Annotated in this window: 16 protein-coding genes and 2 pseudogenes; 8 read left to right on the top strand and 10 right to left on the bottom strand. The window is 39.8% G+C overall.

The features are described from left to right. Positions 1-77 precede the first annotated feature (77 nt). From I858_RS17305 to I858_RS16870, 3 genes and pseudogenes are all read left to right on the top strand, one after another. Positions 78-239 (top strand): hypothetical protein, encoded by a 162-nt coding sequence (locus I858_RS17305; RefSeq protein ID WP_239457202.1) that lies wholly within the window; start codon positions 78-80, stop codon positions 237-239. A 51-nt stretch (positions 240-290) separates the two neighbouring features. Next, positions 291-488: pseudogene (locus I858_RS16775) on the top strand (FAD-binding protein); the annotation flags it as partial. A 19-nt stretch (positions 489-507) separates the two neighbouring features. Continuing rightward, positions 508-786 (top strand): annotated as a pseudogene (locus tag I858_RS16870) (MFS transporter); the annotation flags it as partial. Between the two features lie 67 nt (positions 787-853). Here I858_RS16870 and coaW read toward each other — a convergent pair. Then, positions 854-1669, bottom strand: a complete 816-nt coding sequence (coaW, locus tag I858_RS01570) for a type II pantothenate kinase (RefSeq protein WP_049694080.1) — start codon at positions 1667-1669, stop codon at positions 854-856. 210 nt (positions 1670-1879) lie between these two features. Between coaW and I858_RS01565 the strand changes: the two genes are divergently transcribed. After that, positions 1880-2356: a DUF948 domain-containing protein gene (locus I858_RS01565; protein WP_049694081.1), complete on the top strand. Its 477-nt coding sequence runs from the start codon at positions 1880-1882 to the stop codon at positions 2354-2356. 85 nt (positions 2357-2441) lie between these two features. Here the strand turns inward: I858_RS01565 and I858_RS01560 are convergent, their stop codons facing one another. The 6 genes from I858_RS01560 to I858_RS01535 form a co-directional block, all read right to left on the bottom strand. Then, positions 2442-3284, bottom strand: coding sequence for a mechanosensitive ion channel family protein (locus tag I858_RS01560; protein WP_049694082.1), 843 nt, complete (start codon positions 3282-3284; stop codon positions 2442-2444). Between the two features lie 200 nt (positions 3285-3484). Next, positions 3485-4042: a copper resistance CopC family protein gene (locus tag I858_RS01555; protein ID WP_049694083.1), complete on the bottom strand. Its 558-nt coding sequence runs from the start codon at positions 4040-4042 to the stop codon at positions 3485-3487. A 127-nt stretch (positions 4043-4169) separates the two neighbouring features. Beyond that, positions 4170-5531, bottom strand: a complete 1362-nt coding sequence (locus I858_RS01550; RefSeq protein WP_065524417.1) for a copper amine oxidase — start codon at positions 5529-5531, stop codon at positions 4170-4172. Between the two features lie 167 nt (positions 5532-5698). Continuing rightward, the gene (locus I858_RS01545) at positions 5699-6778 is read right to left on the bottom strand and encodes a M42 family metallopeptidase (RefSeq protein WP_049693537.1); all 1080 of its coding nucleotides are present in this window, start codon (positions 6776-6778) and stop codon (positions 5699-5701) included. A 17-nt stretch (positions 6779-6795) separates the two neighbouring features. Then, positions 6796-8436, bottom strand: coding sequence for an ABC transporter substrate-binding protein (locus tag I858_RS01540; protein ID WP_049693536.1), 1641 nt, complete (start codon positions 8434-8436; stop codon positions 6796-6798). A gap of 199 nt (positions 8437-8635) precedes the next feature. Continuing rightward, positions 8636-9637 (bottom strand): S8 family peptidase, encoded by a 1002-nt coding sequence (locus I858_RS01535; protein WP_049693535.1) that lies wholly within the window; start codon positions 9635-9637, stop codon positions 8636-8638. Between the two features lie 180 nt (positions 9638-9817). Here I858_RS01535 and I858_RS01530 point away from each other — a divergent pair, with 180 nt between their 5' ends. Beyond that, a complete protein-coding gene (locus tag I858_RS01530; protein WP_049693534.1) occupies positions 9818-10879 on the top strand; it encodes a saccharopine dehydrogenase family protein in 1062 nt (353 codons plus the stop codon). Between the two features lie 57 nt (positions 10880-10936). Here I858_RS01530 and I858_RS01525 read toward each other — a convergent pair whose 3' ends face one another. The 3 genes from I858_RS01525 to I858_RS01515 all read right to left on the bottom strand — a co-directional run bounded on the left by I858_RS01525 (position 10937) and on the right by I858_RS01515 (position 12983). Continuing rightward, positions 10937-11695 (bottom strand): ABC transporter permease, encoded by a 759-nt coding sequence (locus I858_RS01525; RefSeq protein WP_049693533.1) that lies wholly within the window; start codon positions 11693-11695, stop codon positions 10937-10939. Next, entirely contained in the window at positions 11692-12423 is a 732-nt protein-coding gene (locus tag I858_RS01520; protein ID WP_049693532.1) for an ABC transporter ATP-binding protein, read from the bottom strand. The genes I858_RS01525 and I858_RS01520 overlap by 4 nt, the downstream gene beginning before the upstream one ends. A gap of 62 nt (positions 12424-12485) precedes the next feature. Then, positions 12486-12983, bottom strand: coding sequence for a ferritin (locus I858_RS01515; RefSeq protein WP_049693531.1), 498 nt, complete (start codon positions 12981-12983; stop codon positions 12486-12488). 234 nt (positions 12984-13217) lie between these two features. On the opposite strand from I858_RS01515, the gene I858_RS01510 reads away from it, so the two are divergent. From I858_RS01510 to I858_RS01500, 3 genes are read left to right on the top strand one after another with little or no spacing between them, the layout of a single operon-like run. Beyond that, positions 13218-13979 carry a GTP cyclohydrolase II gene (locus I858_RS01510; protein WP_049693530.1) on the top strand — a complete coding sequence of 254 codons (762 nt, stop codon included), beginning with the start codon at positions 13218-13220 and terminating at the stop codon, positions 13977-13979. Further along, positions 13966-15069 carry a bifunctional diaminohydroxyphosphoribosylaminopyrimidine deaminase/5-amino-6-(5-phosphoribosylamino)uracil reductase RibD gene (ribD, locus tag I858_RS01505; RefSeq protein ID WP_049693529.1) on the top strand — a complete coding sequence of 368 codons (1104 nt, stop codon included), beginning with the start codon at positions 13966-13968 and terminating at the stop codon, positions 15067-15069. Before I858_RS01510 ends, ribD begins: the two co-directional genes overlap by 14 nt. Further along, complete coding sequence (locus I858_RS01500) at positions 15066-15638, top strand: 5' nucleotidase, NT5C type (protein WP_049693528.1); 573 nt, start codon at positions 15066-15068, stop codon at positions 15636-15638. The genes ribD and I858_RS01500 overlap by 4 nt, the downstream gene beginning before the upstream one ends. The last annotated feature ends 144 nt before the right edge of the window (positions 15639-15782 follow it).

Here is a 15782-nt window from a genome sequence, read left to right as displayed (position 1 = left end):
CTTTTTAGTTGATCGATTGCTCATAAAAGGAACTAGTTGGAATAAATTCAGTCTAATAAAGAACGAGGTGAAGTGCGATGAAAACGGCTTGGATAGCTCTTGTCTACGTATGTATTTTCGGTTTATCTATTTACCTTTATGCTACACAAGTAAACGGACCAGACACTGAACTGCATCAGCGACTTCTCCCTGTAGAAATCAAAACCGTTACCTCCGGTATGACAGATGATGCACTTTAGAAAATCGTCTACGATGCAAAGAAAAATGGAGACGTTCTCTCGATTGCCGGTATGCAACATAGCCAAGGCGGTCAAACAGTTTATCCGAACGGTATTATGATAGATATGAAGCCTTACAATAAGATTAACAAAGTAGATCTACAAGCAAAAACAGTTACTGTACAAAGCGGTGCCACTTGGGCTGATGTACAAACAGCCATCAATCCACACGGCTTGTCTTTAAAAGTCAGTCAATCACAAAATATCTTTACTATAGGTGGCTCATTAAGTGTGGCATATTTACATTTTGCAAGTGCTTATGGGAATACTTGGCGCTGTTCAAAAAAACTCAGAAAAAACAATTTTGGCGCGTTACGTCACAAAAGAAATTGCTGGAACACAAATTGGCCATTATCATATTTGGACTTCAGTTGCCGCAGCAGTTGCAGTAATTGCTACTGGTTATCTTGTCGATTGTCTAACAATTGCTAGCATTTTTTATGTAGCTTCACTAATTTTTGCTGGGAGTGGAATCTTACTACTGAAATTGACAACAAACCACTTGTAAAGTGGAAGTAAAAAGATGTTTTGCCTGACCGTTTTATTGGTCAGGCAAAACATCTTTAACGACACGACTATTTCGTCTTTTTAGTTATAGCAGACATCGCACCTACTGCTCCTGAATATTCTCCATTTTTCGGAAATACAGGAACAGAGCCACGCAAAATTGTATAACTGGTTACCACTTCTTTTAATAACGGATTGTCGATAAACGAAGAGCCAATATAAACAATAGTCGAACTTCTGCACTGACGAGCTGCTTGCACACTGACTGTACTGACTGTTTCACCTACTAATCCAATAACGGTCGCCAACAATTCTTCTGTTGTTAACTCATCTGAAATCGCTAGAAAATTTTGCCCAAAGTTACTAGCAGTTAACTCACCTGGTATAGGTGGTTCTTTGCCTTCATAAATATGCTTAACCTTCAAATCTATTCGGTCACGTGAACCTTGACTTGCCAATGCGATAATTTCGTCGTAGTGCGTAACGCCTGTCAGCAAATGACTCAAACCAATTAACGTGCCACCACCAACACCGGTGCCGCCTAATCGTTCTTGCGCATTGTCTTGAATGCAGTGGATAGAAGTTCCTGTTCCCACATTTGTGATGAGATAAGCATCTTCTAAGTCTCCACTTTCCTCAAGAAGAACTTGTACACCTAAGTGCGTCGCTTCAAATTCCATCATTTCTTGCGCTGGTCGATCAAGCAAAGAAATCAAAACGCCTGATTTGCCTCCTGTCACACAAACTTGGCAGTCATCTAATTTATTTACCCAGTGAGCAACTTGCTCTATTTCCGCAATTGGGTATTTTTCAAAATGGACTTTTCCTTTTTGAGTATATGCCACTTTGATTAAAGTACCACCTGCATCTATTCCGACGTCCATGTTCACACCTGCTCTTTCTCGCATTCTTCTAAAAAATGTCAGATAATTTATACATATATGATAAAATTCTACCATACTCATTTAGATTATGGGAGCTGTTTACCATTGAAACCGCACAAAGTTTTGTTCTCTAGTAAATAGTATGTTAATGATAGAAGACTAACGGGTATACCCTATGCAAGAGATCAATGAAACTAAGGAGGCAAAAAAATGGACACTTCAACATGGTTGTACATAGCACTTGGCATCATCATACTGGGGTTGATTATCGCAATCGTTGGCGTTGTGCTTTTAATCGTTGGAATGAAAGAACCCATGAAAGAAATCAAAGGTTCCGCTAATAATTTAAAAGACCGTATGGGCAAACTTCAATTAGAGACAACTAGTTTGTCACATCATGCAAACGAACTAAAAGAAGATATTCAAATGAAATCAGAAAAAATTACGTTGTTTGTTGATGCGGCAAAAGGTACAAAAAATTCAGTTGTTGACTTGAATGCATCGGTTCATGCAATTACAAAGAACATCGCATCGAGAGTAGACCACGACCGAGAAAATGTAGCGCAAGTAAACGAATGGAGCAACGGTGCGGTTAAACTTCTCCAAATGGTAGAAAATCGGACACGCACTGAAAAAAACAACTCTACTTATTCTTCCACTCCTTTATCCGAAGATAAACAATGGTAGAACCACCAAAAGGCAGCCAAATGGCTGCCTTTTGTCATGAGAAAATGTAAATGCTGACAACTTGCTTTAGTTAAAGTGATTCACGTTAGGAAGCATCGATGCTTTTTTGGATATTCACTTGATGTGGAAATGGAATTTCAATGCCATTTTCATCAAGCGCTTCTTTAATGGCTTTGCGCAATTGGCGCTCTACTGCCCATTGCTCTCCGTTCGCTGCTTTTGCAATGACGCGCAAAGTGACATCTGAAGCACCAAATGCTTGCACACCAATCACATCAGGTCCTTCCACAATGCCGATCTCTTCTGTTGCTACTTGCGCACAAGCCGCTTGGATAACGGTCACCGCTTTATCAATGTTTGCATCATAGGATATCCCAATATCCACAAGCGCACGCATATGCCCACGTGAATGATTGCTCACTGTAGTGATGTCTCGATTCGGAATGTAATTCAATGTGCCATCGAAACTCCGAACTTTAGTCGTTCGTAACCCTACTGCTTCTACAATACCGTCAATACTTCCAACGGTAACATAATCATTAACATCCAATTGCTTTTCCAGCAGTAAAAAGAACCCGGTGACCACGTCACTAACGAGACCTTGTGCCCCAAAACCAATTGCCAAGCCAATAATTCCGGCACCCGCAATTAAACTCGCTACAGACAATCCGAAAATATTAAAAATGGTCGTGACAAGGATAAAGATTAATACATATGAAAACACATTTTCTGATAAGCTTTGAAGTGTTAAGGCGCGACCTTTTGTAACATCTTCTTTTACTAATAATTTTTCAAAAAAACGGTTTATTAGTTTTTTACCGATTGCTCTAACCAATAAGAAAGCAATTAAAATTCCAATGATCTGAGCTGCAATTACGCCTGCTCCAAAAAGAAGCCCTTCCCAGTCAAAATTTTTAAAATCAAACATACAATCATCCTTTCTATTCTTTATAGCAATCCATATGTATGTAGCTTTGCGACAATAATATTCTATATGCCTGTTCCTTTATAACATAATTGCAGCAATGATTTCATTCGCCATCTAGATTTTTTAGTATTTACAATCAAAAAAAGAAGAGAAGTGCTTCATAAGAAGCTTTCTCTTCAATGGATACTAAAACAGTGAAGTTATTTTTTCTTTAGCAGTCGGAAAACAATAAATCCAATGATAACCACTGCTAGAATTAGAATGACCGTAATGATGGAGCTTCCACCATCTTCTTCAGTCGTTTCTGTAGCTTGAGCAGAGGACTCTTCTGTAGCTGTCACTTTTTCTTCAGCAGGCTCTGTTTCCGTTTCAACTTCAGGTTCTTCTACTACCGGTTCTTCTTCGACAACTTCAACAGCTAATTCAAATGGAACTTCTCCTTCAATCGGGTGCCCGTCTACTCCAATAATCTTCCATTTAATCACATAAGAACCATTTGGAAGCTCTTCAGTCATTTTCCCAGTCATAACTTCATTCGAAAGCGCAACTTCTTCAAATTCATAAGTTGCCTCTTCATTTTCTAAAATCATTGTACTTCCCAGTTCGATAACCGTTCCAAAAGTTAGAATGACTTCATCTAAAGGATCGACGACGACCGATCCTTCTGCAGGTGTCGATGAGGATAGTGTTGTATGTGCTTGACCAACTAACGGCAACGCTAAAATAGCTATTACCAACAACATAATCATTTTTTTCATTCAGTTCATCTCCATTTCTATTTCTATTTTACAGCAATTGCCGTTTTGTTCATTCTTTTATTTTTTCACTACACATTTTAGCAAACAAAAAGCTAGCCGACTAGGCTAGCTTTTTTGTTCCTTCTACTTACTGCTTACGCGTGCGAACTGCTACTGCTGTAGTCAATGCCGCTAACATTAAGCCTGCAAGTACCCACATGAATGGGAATGATCCGGTATCGGACATGCCGCCCATGCCTGTTTTCGGCATTTCAGATGGCATTTCTGTTGCGCTAAATTGATCTGGGAATTGATCCACTATCGCTGCAGACAAGCCAGCTGCTGGCATTTGCATATGTGCATATGCTTCACGAATCGAGCTGTACGCTGCGTCAAAATCACCGGCTACGTATGAGTCAAATGCGGCTAGGAGTTGGCCAACATGTGCTGTCAAGCCTTCTTCAAGTGCTGCTGCAGGAACGCGTCCTTCCGTTGCTGCGTCTAAGAATGCTGCTTGGTCTAAGATGTACTGATCAAGCTCTGCACGGGCTTGTTCTTGTCCTTCTTTGTTGCCTTCACCTGTTGCTGTTACGTAATCCACAAAGTAGCCAATGTGTGACTTCCATGTTTCTTCAAACTGCATTCCGGCTTCTTCGCCGTAAACAGATCCTACTGCTGCACTCAAGTCATCAGCGTTCGCTAAAAGTGCGCCGGCTGCTTGGTCAAAACTTTCAGCACCGTCAGCGCCGTCTTGCATCGCCATAACCGCAAGTCCTGCATGTTCTGTGAACGTTGTGTTCAATGTTGCACGTAAATCAATTGCCGGTGTATCGGCACTCGTATTGTCAAATTTGTCTGGGAATTGAGTGGTGATCGCAACTGATAAGCTTTCTGCAAACATGCTCATGTGTTGAATCGATTCACGTTCTAATGAATACGCTTTTTCAAAATCACCTGCTACATACGCGTCAAACGCCATGATCAACTGATCGACGTGCATGTCCAAACCTTCTTGAACCGCCGCTGCTGGTAAAAGTCCGCCTGTTGCGGTATCAAAGAATTTCGATTGTTCCACTTTGTATTTTTCTAGTTCCGCTAGGGCTTGGTCTTTGCCTTCTTGGTTATCTTCAGCGGTTGCTGTTACGTAATCTACGAAATACCCGATATGTGATTTCCATACTTCGTCAAATTGCGCTGCGCCTTCTTCGCCATAAACCGATCCAACTGCTGCGGATAAGTCGTCAGCATTCGCTAGTAACGCACCGGCTGCTTGGTCGAAATCTTCAGCGCCATCGACGCCTTTACGCATCGCTTCAACTGCTAAGAACGCATGCTCCGTTAAAGTCGTATCTAGTGCAATGCGCAATTCCGCCGCAGGTGTTGCAGTGCTCATGTCCATTGCAGATTCGCTTGTCGGCGTTGTGCCTCCGTGGCTGTCTGCAAGTGCTGCTGTTGGTACAAGTAATGCTAGGCTAAGGGGTAAGGCTAAAAGTACTTTGTTTAATTTCATCTAAAATCGCTCCCTTTTCTCGTTTTTTTTCGTTATACAGGCATAACGCAAAAGGAATTGCTTTAGATCACTTTTTAAAAAATAATTAAAATTATTATTTTTATAGAATCGTTTTTATTAGACATACAAAAGACCAAGTGCGTAGTAAGCACTCGGTCTTTTGCTATTCATGTATCTAAAAAATTTTTACCTACTAGTTCTCCTGAAGCAAAAATAAATGCTTCTACTAAACGAACAGAATTTTCGAGGTCATCCAAGTCAACAATTTCAATTGGCGTATGTGTGTAACGCGACGGAATAGATATCGCGCCAGTTGACACTCCAGTGGCAGTCATATGAATTGCGCCAGCGTCTGTTCCGATGCCCATGAAAATTTCTTGTTGATACGGAATTTCTTTTTCTACCGCTACTTTTTCCAATAGATTTGTTACAAGTGGATGAGAAATCAATGACTTGTCTGCAATTTTAATGCACGGTCCTTCTCCTAATTTTCTAGTTCCCGTCATTAATACATCATACGTATCGCTTGTTGGCGTTGTATCGATCGCCAACGCGAAATCCGGTTGAAGGCCTTGCGATAAGACAGAAGCACCTCTTAATCCCACTTCTTCTTGAACCGTAAAGACACAATATATATCACCATGCTTTACTGTTTTATTAGACTTAAGATTAGTAATCAGTTTAATCAAAACCGCACAACCCGCTCGGTCATCTAACGCTTTACCTATGACACGATTGCGTTTTCCATCACCCGCCATTTTCAATTTGCTACCATAGCTAATAGGCTGACCGACTTTAATACCCATTTCTAGCACTTCTTCTGCAGAAGATGCACCAACATCGATATACAAATCACGATGAGAGTCTATTCGTTTAGGATCGTCCCATTTTACATAATGAACAGCTAACGCGCCAATCACTCCTTCAATATAAGACTGTGAACTTTTAATGGTCACTGGCTGCGCCAATAAAATGCGATTATCGAATCCACCAAGCTGTTCAAAACGTAATGTGCCATTGGGTTCAATTTTTTTTACAATAAAACCAATTTCGTCTGCATGTGCTGCAAGCAAAATAGATGGCATTTGTGAGTCTGTAGCTTTTACTGTAGCAATCAAATTGCCAAGCGGGTCGACTTCTAATCGATCTACCTTGTCTTGTATTTCATTTTTGATAAAGCGTTGAACATCTTGCTCGAAACCACTTGGTCCTACTAAATCACATAACTCTTTCACTAGTTTATACAAAGTCTATCCACCTCAAATTATTGGTTTGATAAATATACATCCGTCATTAAATCATTGCTCATCGGATGCGGTTTATAGTCTTCTACGTAATCACTTTGTGCAAGTGGTGGCGTTGTATAAGCCAACATTACCCACGGTGCGTCTTCTTGGAATAGTTGTTGTGCTTTCTTGTAAAGTTCAGTTCGTTTGTCTTGATCAATCGTTTCACGTGCTTCCGTAATCAAAGAAGTAAATTCGTCACTCTTATAGAAAGCAATATTTTGTGCAGGGACTTCTGCATTTGTTTTACTTAAGTTTGGATACAAGAAGTTATCTGGATCCGCCATCACACCCGTCCAGCCATACATCGCCATACTGTGTTTTCCGTTTTTCGTATCTTCAAGATACGTTGCCCATTCCATCGAAACGATTTCTGCTGTAATGCCCACTTCGGATAAATCCGATTGAATCGCTTCAGCAATCTTCATCGGCTCTGGCAAATACGGACGCGGATTGCTCATTGTGTATAGTTCTGTCTCAAAACCATTTTCAAAGCCAGCTTCAGCTAATAGTTTTTTTGCTTCTTCAATATTGTAATCATATTTCTTTAAAGTTTCGTCGTGACTCCACAATGACGGAGGCAATGGGCTTGTTGCCGGGTCTGCCATACCATTGTAAAAAGCTTCGACAATTTCTTCTTTATTGATCGCTAAGTTGATTGCTTTCCGAACTAACGGATCATCAAATGGTTCTTTCTCCATATTGAAAGCCATATACCCAATGTTAAAACTCGGACGCTTCTGTAGCTCTAGTCCTTCTGTTTCTTCAACAACGTCTGTATCTCCAGCATTCATTCCATCTAACACATCAATTTCTCCTGTTTGCAAGGCATTCAATCTTGCTGCATTTTCAGGAATTACTTGATAAATTAGCTTATCGAGATAAGGCTTTCCATCCATCCAATACTGTGGATTTTTCACTAAAGTAATTGTACTGTTACGGCTCCATTCTTCAAACATAAATGGTCCTGTTCCAACCGGATGCTCAGACAATTCTGCACCATATTCTTCAATAGCAGCAGGACTTGCAATCCCAAACATTGAAATTGCTAAATAGCTCAAAAATGGTGCAGTTTTACGTTTCAACACAATCTCAAGTTCATGATCACCTGTCGCTTTAACAGATTCAATCAAATGATTTTCATCGCCTTTAAATCCGCCATAGAGAAACGGATAATAAGGAAAGTCTCCTTGATGAAATTCGTTTTCTGGATCCATCCATCGCTCAAAGTTAAAGACGACAGCGTCCGCATTAAAATCAGTTCCATCATGGAATTTAACGCCTTCACGCAATTGGAAAGTCCACGTCAAACCGTCTTCGCTCGAGCTATATTCAGTTGCTAGTTTTGGTTGTAGCTCCAAGTCATCATCGTACTCTAATAAAGTCTCAAAAACATTATGAGTCACACGAATCGATTCGCCATCTGTGACATTAATAGGATCTAACCCAACCGAATCTGCCCCGCGACCATAAATCAATGTGCCACCTTGCTTGTCTTCTTCTGTCATATCTTTGTTGTTATCTTTACTGCTTGTGGTTTCGTCACTTCCAGAACAAGCTGACAATACGATACTTAAGATGATGATGAGATAAAATAGATAACAGTGTTTTTTCTTCATTCGTTTTCCTCCTAGTCTATTATTCAATACTTTTCATCTACATAACGGAAGTCATATCCGTATATCTATAGACAATAAGAAGATAAATTTATTATACGCATTTTAATGCACATTATCAAATTAATATTCAAAATTTTCTATATATATTTTTAAAAATTAAAAACCATCCTCTAGGTTTCTACAAGGACGGCTCAATTTACTAAAATTTCCTGATAGGTTGCTTTTCATCTGTATTATAAGACTGATTAATTACTTTAAACAACTGCTCGATTTTGTTCAACATATCCAATGCCAACAAGCCATTGCCTTCTGCGGTTTTTGGATAACCAAGCGGCATTGTACGCCGTACCAACTGAGCATATAATTCAGCTTCTGTCATTTCGCGAGCAAATTCTTTTTCTGCAATATTTTTAATTAATGCCAAAGCTCCTGAAACGTGAGGGGTCGCCATGGAAGTTCCCGACAAACTGGCGTATTTCCCTCCTGGATACGTTGAATAAATATCAACGCCTGGAGCGACTAAATCGATTTCATCGTTCGTATTACTAAAATTCGCAATTCGGCGATCAAAATTTATTGCACCCACTTGAATGACTTCTCCATAAGCCCCAGGGTATGCAAATTCGTTAGTGTCATGCACATCATCCCCTTCATTACCTGCTGCACAAACAACTGGAATGCCAGCTCCTACAGCGCGTTTAATCACTTCATGCAATTCTTCTACATCTTCCGGTCCCCCTAGCGACATGGAAATGACACTTACAGCTTCTCCGTTAGGTCCTCTCCAATCAATCGCAAACTGAATACCGTCAATGATGCCTTGGTATTCTCCGCCGCCTTTACCCGCTAACACTTTCAAAATAAGTAAGCGCGCTTCTGGTGCAACGCCAGCGATACCGCCATCTCGATAAGAAGCAGCGACTGTCCCTGCGACATGTGTGCCATGGCCATTATTATCATCAAAATTGGTGGCGTCTCCGTTAAAATCAGGCGTGAAATTTTTCCCGTCAATAATCCGATCTTTTAAATCAGGATGATCTGGCTGACATCCTGTGTCTAAGATAGCAATTATATTCCCTTTTCCTCTGTCTGCTGTTTCCCATACTTCAGGTGCTTGAATCATTCGCACGCCTTTTGGAATCTGAGGTGCTTTTTCTGTAATTTCTTCTACACGGTAAGGAATTAAATTTAGTTCTGCCATGTTGTTCACTCTCCTCAATTTCCGACTTATTTCTTTCTAATTCGTTGCATTTTACTTGAATCCTTTATTTTTTTATAAATTTCGTCAATTTAAAAATTCAATCACTCTTTTCATAAAACAAAGAGTTTCGGTAATGTTAGACAATAGCGTAAAATAGCGTAAAAGTGAGGAGTAGATAAAATGAGGAAATGGATGATTTATGGAGCTACTGGTTATACAGGCAAATTAATTGCTCGAGAAGCTGTCAGTCGAGGCATGTCCCCTATACTCGGAGGACGTAATGCTGATAAACTTCGACTTTTAGCTAAAGAGCTATCGCTAGAATTCCAAGTGTTTACGTTAGATGAAGCCAATGCAGAAAAATTAGAAAATATTCACTTAGTTCTTCACTGCGCAGGTCCTTTTAATCTGACAAGCAAACCGATGATTCAAGCTTGTTTAGCAGCAAAGGCCCATTACTTGGATATCACTGGAGAAATTTCTGTCTTTGAACACGCACACACTCAACATAAACAAGCAGTAGAGCAAGATATTATTCTATGTCCAGGAGTGGGTTTTGATGTTATACCAACAGACTGCACTGCTTTAAAACTAAAAGAAGAATTACCTGATGCAATTGAATTATCATTAGGATTCGATTCTGATTCAGGGATTTCGCCAGGTACTTTTAAAACGATGATTCAAGGGATGGGCTCAGGGAGTATGCAGCGAAAAGATCGTGTTCTAAAACCTGTTGCTCTTGGAAGTCAACGCCGATCCGTTGATTTCGGTCGAGGCACATGTTCCGCTATGGGAATCCCTTGGGGTGATGTGTCTACCGCATTCTATACAACTGGTATCCCAACCATCTCAACTTGGATTCCCATGAGTAAATCAAAAAGACAAAGTGCACGTTTGATGGGCACACTCGGTCTTTTACTTTCATCAAATTGGGTAAAAACTCAATTACAGAAACAAGTTGAACAACGAGTTAAAGGTCCTGATAGCGAATTTCGTGCGAACACTCCTGCTTATATTTGGGGAGAAGCAATCAATGAAAAAGGCGTTATTAAAGTAGCTCGCATCCAAACAGCAAATGTTTACGATTTGACAATTTACGGCTCCTTAGAAATTGTCAAACGTCTTCTCAACCAAAAAATCGAAGGTGGATACTATACACCCGCTGGTCTTTTTGGTTCAAAGCTAGTCGAAACCCTAACAGGTTCAGGAACATTTGAAATTGATACATTTTATCCTAGATGAAAGGATCGTTATAATAGAAAAAAGCTCAATTCGAATTTCTCGAATTGAGCTTTTTTGTTACTTAGTATCTGTTGTCATTAATTGCATGCGTTGATTGAACAAAGTTGGATATGACAAGAATCCGAGCATAACACTCGTTACAGCAGCAGTTGTTAAGAGAAGGAACATAATAAGCAACTGAAATTGAACTGCTTGTATGGGATCGGCTCCAGCGATAATTTGACCACTCATCATTCCTGGAAGTTGAACAAGCCCAACGGTTTTTTGGCTTTCAATTGTTGGAATCATACTGGCTTTGATAGATGTGATCAATTGACGGTGAATGGCTTGTTTAGGCGTTCCACCGAGCGATAAAATTAACTCGGTTTGATCTTGATTCGATTCTACTTCTGCAGTAAACCGATTAAGAAACAAAATTGATAGCACCATCGAATTTCCGATGACCATTCCACTAATTGGAATAATGTACTGTGCGGTAGCTGGTGTAATATTAAAGCCAAGCAATATTCCTTGTGTGAGCACTTCTACAGAAATTAACGTAACAGCCACTTTGGTTGTAATACCTTGGATCGCTGCTCCTTTTTTCTGTGCATTATGAGTAGCGGCTACCACCATTAAACCTACCATCATAAAAATATAAATTAAACTGTCTGAGTCAAACACGAATTTCAGTACGTAGCCGACTGCTAATAATTGAACAATTGAGCGTAGTGTTGCGATAATGGTATCTTTCTCTAGCCCCAACTTTAAAGTCTTGGATAATAACAGAGGAATCAAGACAAAAATTAGCGTAATCGATAATGTTAAGTAACTCACTCTGCCTCACCTCTAACAAACCGTTTGACTTTATCGTTTACCGGGTCATTAAGCAACTCACTTTCACCTGTTTCGACCACTTCGCCATCCATCATGACCCATGTATAATCACCAATTTCAACTGCTTGTTGTAAATTATGAGTAATCCAAATAATCGTGACGTCATATTGTCGATTGATTTTAACAATCAATTCTTCAATTTCTCTCAAAGAAGTACGATCTAGCGAAGAAGTAATTTCATCCAGCAACAGAATTTCTGGTTTATTGACCAATGTTCTAGCAATTGAAACCTTTTGGCGCTGTCCACCAGACAAATCCTTTACTTTTCGCTCAAGTAGCTCTTCTTCTAATCCAACATCTTCTAATAATTCGTATGCTTCCGCTTTCGACAAAGACTTTCCTTGAAGATCCAACGGCAAATTTAAATTTTCGTAGACAGTGCCCGTAACCATCGGTGCACTTTGAAGTGCGATGCCAACTAACCGACGCAATTCGACCGGGCCGTAGCTTTCGATAGGCTGATCTTTAATATAAACTTCTCCCGTTTGAGCTGATAATAGTCCATTGCACAATTTTAATAGTGTAGTCTTACCTGCTCCTGATGGTCCTACTAAAGTTGTGATTTTTCCTTTCGGAAAAGAACCAGTAATATCTTTCAAAATGGTCGTTTTTCCGTAAGAAAAATCCACAGCATTGAAATGAATGGCTGGTTTATAACTTGTAGACAACGATGTCACTTCCTTTCAGACAAAAAAACAGCACACTTAACGCAGTGTGCTGTTGCGTTCTATTACTCTTCCAGTTTACGTTGTGCAAACTCATCGTCCATTTTCAAAAAGTATTCTCCGCCTTCTTCAACCGCTTTAACTCTCGCGATAATATCACGGAATGATTTTTCTTCTTCCATTTGTTCTTCAATAAACCAATCTAGAAAAGATAAAGTCGCATGCTCTTGTAATTCGGCAGCCAACGTCACCAACGCATAAATATTACTTGTTACACTTTTTTCTTGAGACAATGAGTTTTCAAGAACGTCTAATGCACTCACAAAGTGATTTTTGGGCTCAGTCAACGCTTGCAAAACAGGTGTTTCATCCATCGTTACTAAATATTGATAAAATTTCATCGCATGAAAGTGCTCTTCTTTTGATTGGATTAAATAGAAGTTAGCAAAACCATGATACCCTTTTTTTGAAAAGTACGCAGCCATTGCGGTATAAGCGTGTGCTGCCTGTAGTTCGTTATTAAATTGGTCGTTCAGTGCATTTGTTAATTTTTCTGGTAACATGTTTATTCCTCCTATTTCTTATTTAGAATTATTATAATGTAGTTAATATACCATAGCTCTTTCGTATAATCAAATCAAGTGAGAATAATAATTATAATTGATAAAAGATATCAATTAAAATGGTTTTTAAACTTTTCTTAATGATAATAATTATCGTTTGATGCATAAAAACAACTTTTTAGAACATATTGTAGTACGCTATATTGTATAAGTTTTATGTAAGGGGATGTAGAAATGGCAGATGTGAAGCTAGACCCTCAAGTCTTTGCGATACTAAAAGAAAAAATTCAAATGATCCAGACTGAAGAAGGTGCCATTTATTTAGTGGGCCCTATTCGACTACCTGTCAATTTATATGAAGAAACGTTTGTGTTCAACTGGTATTGCTGGTTAACACTTGATGAAATTACAACGGATTACGAAAGTATTATAAAAAAACTGAACTCAGCAAATCTCGCTGAATATCAACAATCGAGCGTTCTTGTTTATGGAGATTTCAAAAATGATGCAGAGACATTAGTCCGTATGCACTCAATATGTCATACTGGTGATATTTTTGGTAGCAAACGTTGTGATTGTGGCTATCAACTAAAACAATCGATGAAGCGAATTACAGACCATGGGAGTGGCGCCTTGTTTTATTTAGCAAACCACGAAGGTCGCGGTATCGGTCTTTTTAGTAAAGCTATGGCTTATCTGTTACAAGAAAATGGATACGATACGGTCGAAGCCAATGAAAAGCTAGGCTACGTAGACGATTCTAGAAATTATGGAGGCGCTATCGCTATTTTGAAAACATTGCGGACAAGCCCAGTAACTTTGATGACGAATAATCCAAAAAAAGTAGAAGCCATCGAAAAAGCTGGACTTCAAATCGCCTCGAGAACGTCTCTTTGGGGAGATGAATCTGAATTTAACACGAATTATCTGCAAACGAAAATTGAACGCTCTGGACATTTGAGAGACGTGGAGGAAGCTTTACATGTCAAACCATGAATTTTATATGGACCTCGCACTCTCAAATGCACAAGCCTTAAAAGGGCAAACTGATCCTAACCCACTTGTGGGCTCCGTGATTGTCAAGGATCACCGAATTGTTGGAATTGGAACTCACTTAAAAGCTGGTGAACCGCATGCAGAAATTCATGCACTTCAAATGGCTGGAGACATGAGTCACGGCGCAACAATTTATGTGACTCTAGAGCCTTGTTCCCATATCGGCCGAACCGGTCCTTGTGCGCAAGCCATTATTGATGCAGGCATACAAAAAGTCATTATAGCGACGCTAGATCCCAATCCGATTGTTTCAGGAAATGGTGTTAACATGTTGCGAGAAGCTGGTATTGATGTACTTGTTGGAGTACGCGAAGATGAATCACGAAAGATGAATGAAGTTTTCAATAAATTTATCGTGGAAAAAACACCTTTTGTCACATTAAAAGCAGCATCTACACTAGATGGCAAAATTGCTACACATACGCTCGATAGTAAATGGATCACCGCAACTGAAGCGCGACTCGATGCTCACTTACTACGCAGTCAGCACATGGCAATACTCGTAGGTGTTGGAACTGTTATAGAAGATGATCCTGAATTGACCGCTCGTGTTTCAACCGGTCGCAATCCACTTCGTATTGTTCTCGATTCTACTTTGCGGATACCGCTTGAATCCAAGCTTGTTACGGATGGTCTCGTCGACACTTGGATTTTCACAAGCAAAAACCAGAATTTTGCCAAACGACAAGCACTAGAAGATTTGGGCGTTTCTGTCTTTGAAACCAGTCATGAAACACAAGTAGACGTAGTAGACGTTGTGCGCACACTGGGTGAAAAAGGGATTTCTTCGCTCTTTATCGAAGGAGGCGGCACAATCAATGCCGCGTTCCTAGAAAACGACTTGATTGATAAAGTGGTGTTTTACTTTGCTCCTAAAATTGTGGGTGGCAAAACGGCTCCGACTTTTATTGAAGGAATGGGTATAGAATGGATGAAAGACGCCATTGACCTTCGCGACGGAGAATTTAGCAAAGTGGGTCAAGATTTTAAATTTACAGGCTATCCTCAAAAGCGAGGCAATAACGTATGAAGTTCGGCTTTGATATAGACGATACTTTGATTAATTTGCGCGAGTACGCTTTTCATTATTATCAAAAGCAATTAGAACAACACGTAGACATCGCAATTTTTCACGCTTTGACACGCGTAGAAATTCATGAAGCTTTTGGATTGACCAACGAAGAAGGCAAGAACATGTGGAATCGTTCGTTAACGTTTCTGTATTTCACAGACTGTCCAGTGTACCCTGGAGCACTCGACTTGTTACGTCATCTTCAGTCGGAAGGCCATGAAATCTACTATATAACGTCACGCCCATCGGAATACACGGAAAAAACCTTCAGTTGGATGATTCAACAAGGCTTTCCTATCGTAAGAGAGAATTTTTTCTGTGGCATGAAAGACTCAGAAAAAGTCGACATTATCAATAACTTGCAACTAGATTATTATTTTGATGACAAGCCGGCTGTTCTAAATACGTTACTAGGTGAATCAGTGAAAGTGATTGTTAAAGATCAATCGTACAACCGTAATTTAAATCTTCCACGCGTTCGTCATTGGAGCGAGTCGAGCGAGTTAATCAATAGTAGAATGAGGTGAAGAACTGTAAAGATGTTGAGAGCTTTTGTTTATATACCGAACATATAAAATAAACCATAGGCTAGAAGGGTGAGGATATAATAAGATGCAAAGTGGAAGCTTTCCGTTCCAGCGCTCGCTTTCCGCGGGCACGGCCTCTGCCGC

It is taken from the genome of Planococcus versutus (genome assembly GCF_001186155.3).
Lineage (GTDB): Bacteria > Bacillota > Bacilli > Bacillales_A > Planococcaceae > Planococcus > Planococcus versutus.
The sequence above is the reverse complement of the archived record's forward strand: the minus strand, read 5'-3'. Positions and strand labels throughout refer to the sequence as shown.

Coding starts and splice junctions, on each gene's coding strand:
- I858_RS17305 (WP_239457202.1), top strand. CDS start 78: ATGAAAACGGCTTGGATAGCTCTTGTCTACGTATGTATTTTCGGTTTA.
- coaW (WP_049694080.1), bottom strand. CDS start 1,669: ATGGACGTCGGAATAGATGCAGGTGGTACTTTAATCAAAGTGGCATAT.
- I858_RS01565 (WP_049694081.1), top strand. CDS start 1,880: ATGGACACTTCAACATGGTTGTACATAGCACTTGGCATCATCATACTG.
- I858_RS01560 (WP_049694082.1), bottom strand. CDS start 3,284: ATGTTTGATTTTAAAAATTTTGACTGGGAAGGGCTTCTTTTTGGAGCA.
- I858_RS01555 (WP_049694083.1), bottom strand. CDS start 4,042: ATGAAAAAAATGATTATGTTGTTGGTAATAGCTATTTTAGCGTTGCCG.
- I858_RS01550 (WP_065524417.1), bottom strand. CDS start 5,531: ATGAAATTAAACAAAGTACTTTTAGCCTTACCCCTTAGCCTAGCATTA.
- I858_RS01540 (WP_049693536.1), bottom strand. CDS start 8,436: ATGAAGAAAAAACACTGTTATCTATTTTATCTCATCATCATCTTAAGT.
- I858_RS01535 (WP_049693535.1), bottom strand. CDS start 9,637: ATGGCAGAACTAAATTTAATTCCTTACCGTGTAGAAGAAATTACAGAA.
- I858_RS01530 (WP_049693534.1), top strand. CDS start 9,818: ATGAGGAAATGGATGATTTATGGAGCTACTGGTTATACAGGCAAATTA.
- I858_RS01515 (WP_049693531.1), bottom strand. CDS start 12,983: ATGTTACCAGAAAAATTAACAAATGCACTGAACGACCAATTTAATAAC.
- I858_RS01510 (WP_049693530.1), top strand. CDS start 13,218: ATGGCAGATGTGAAGCTAGACCCTCAAGTCTTTGCGATACTAAAAGAA.
- ribD (WP_049693529.1), top strand. CDS start 13,966: ATGTCAAACCATGAATTTTATATGGACCTCGCACTCTCAAATGCACAA.
- I858_RS01500 (WP_049693528.1), top strand. CDS start 15,066: ATGAAGTTCGGCTTTGATATAGACGATACTTTGATTAATTTGCGCGAG.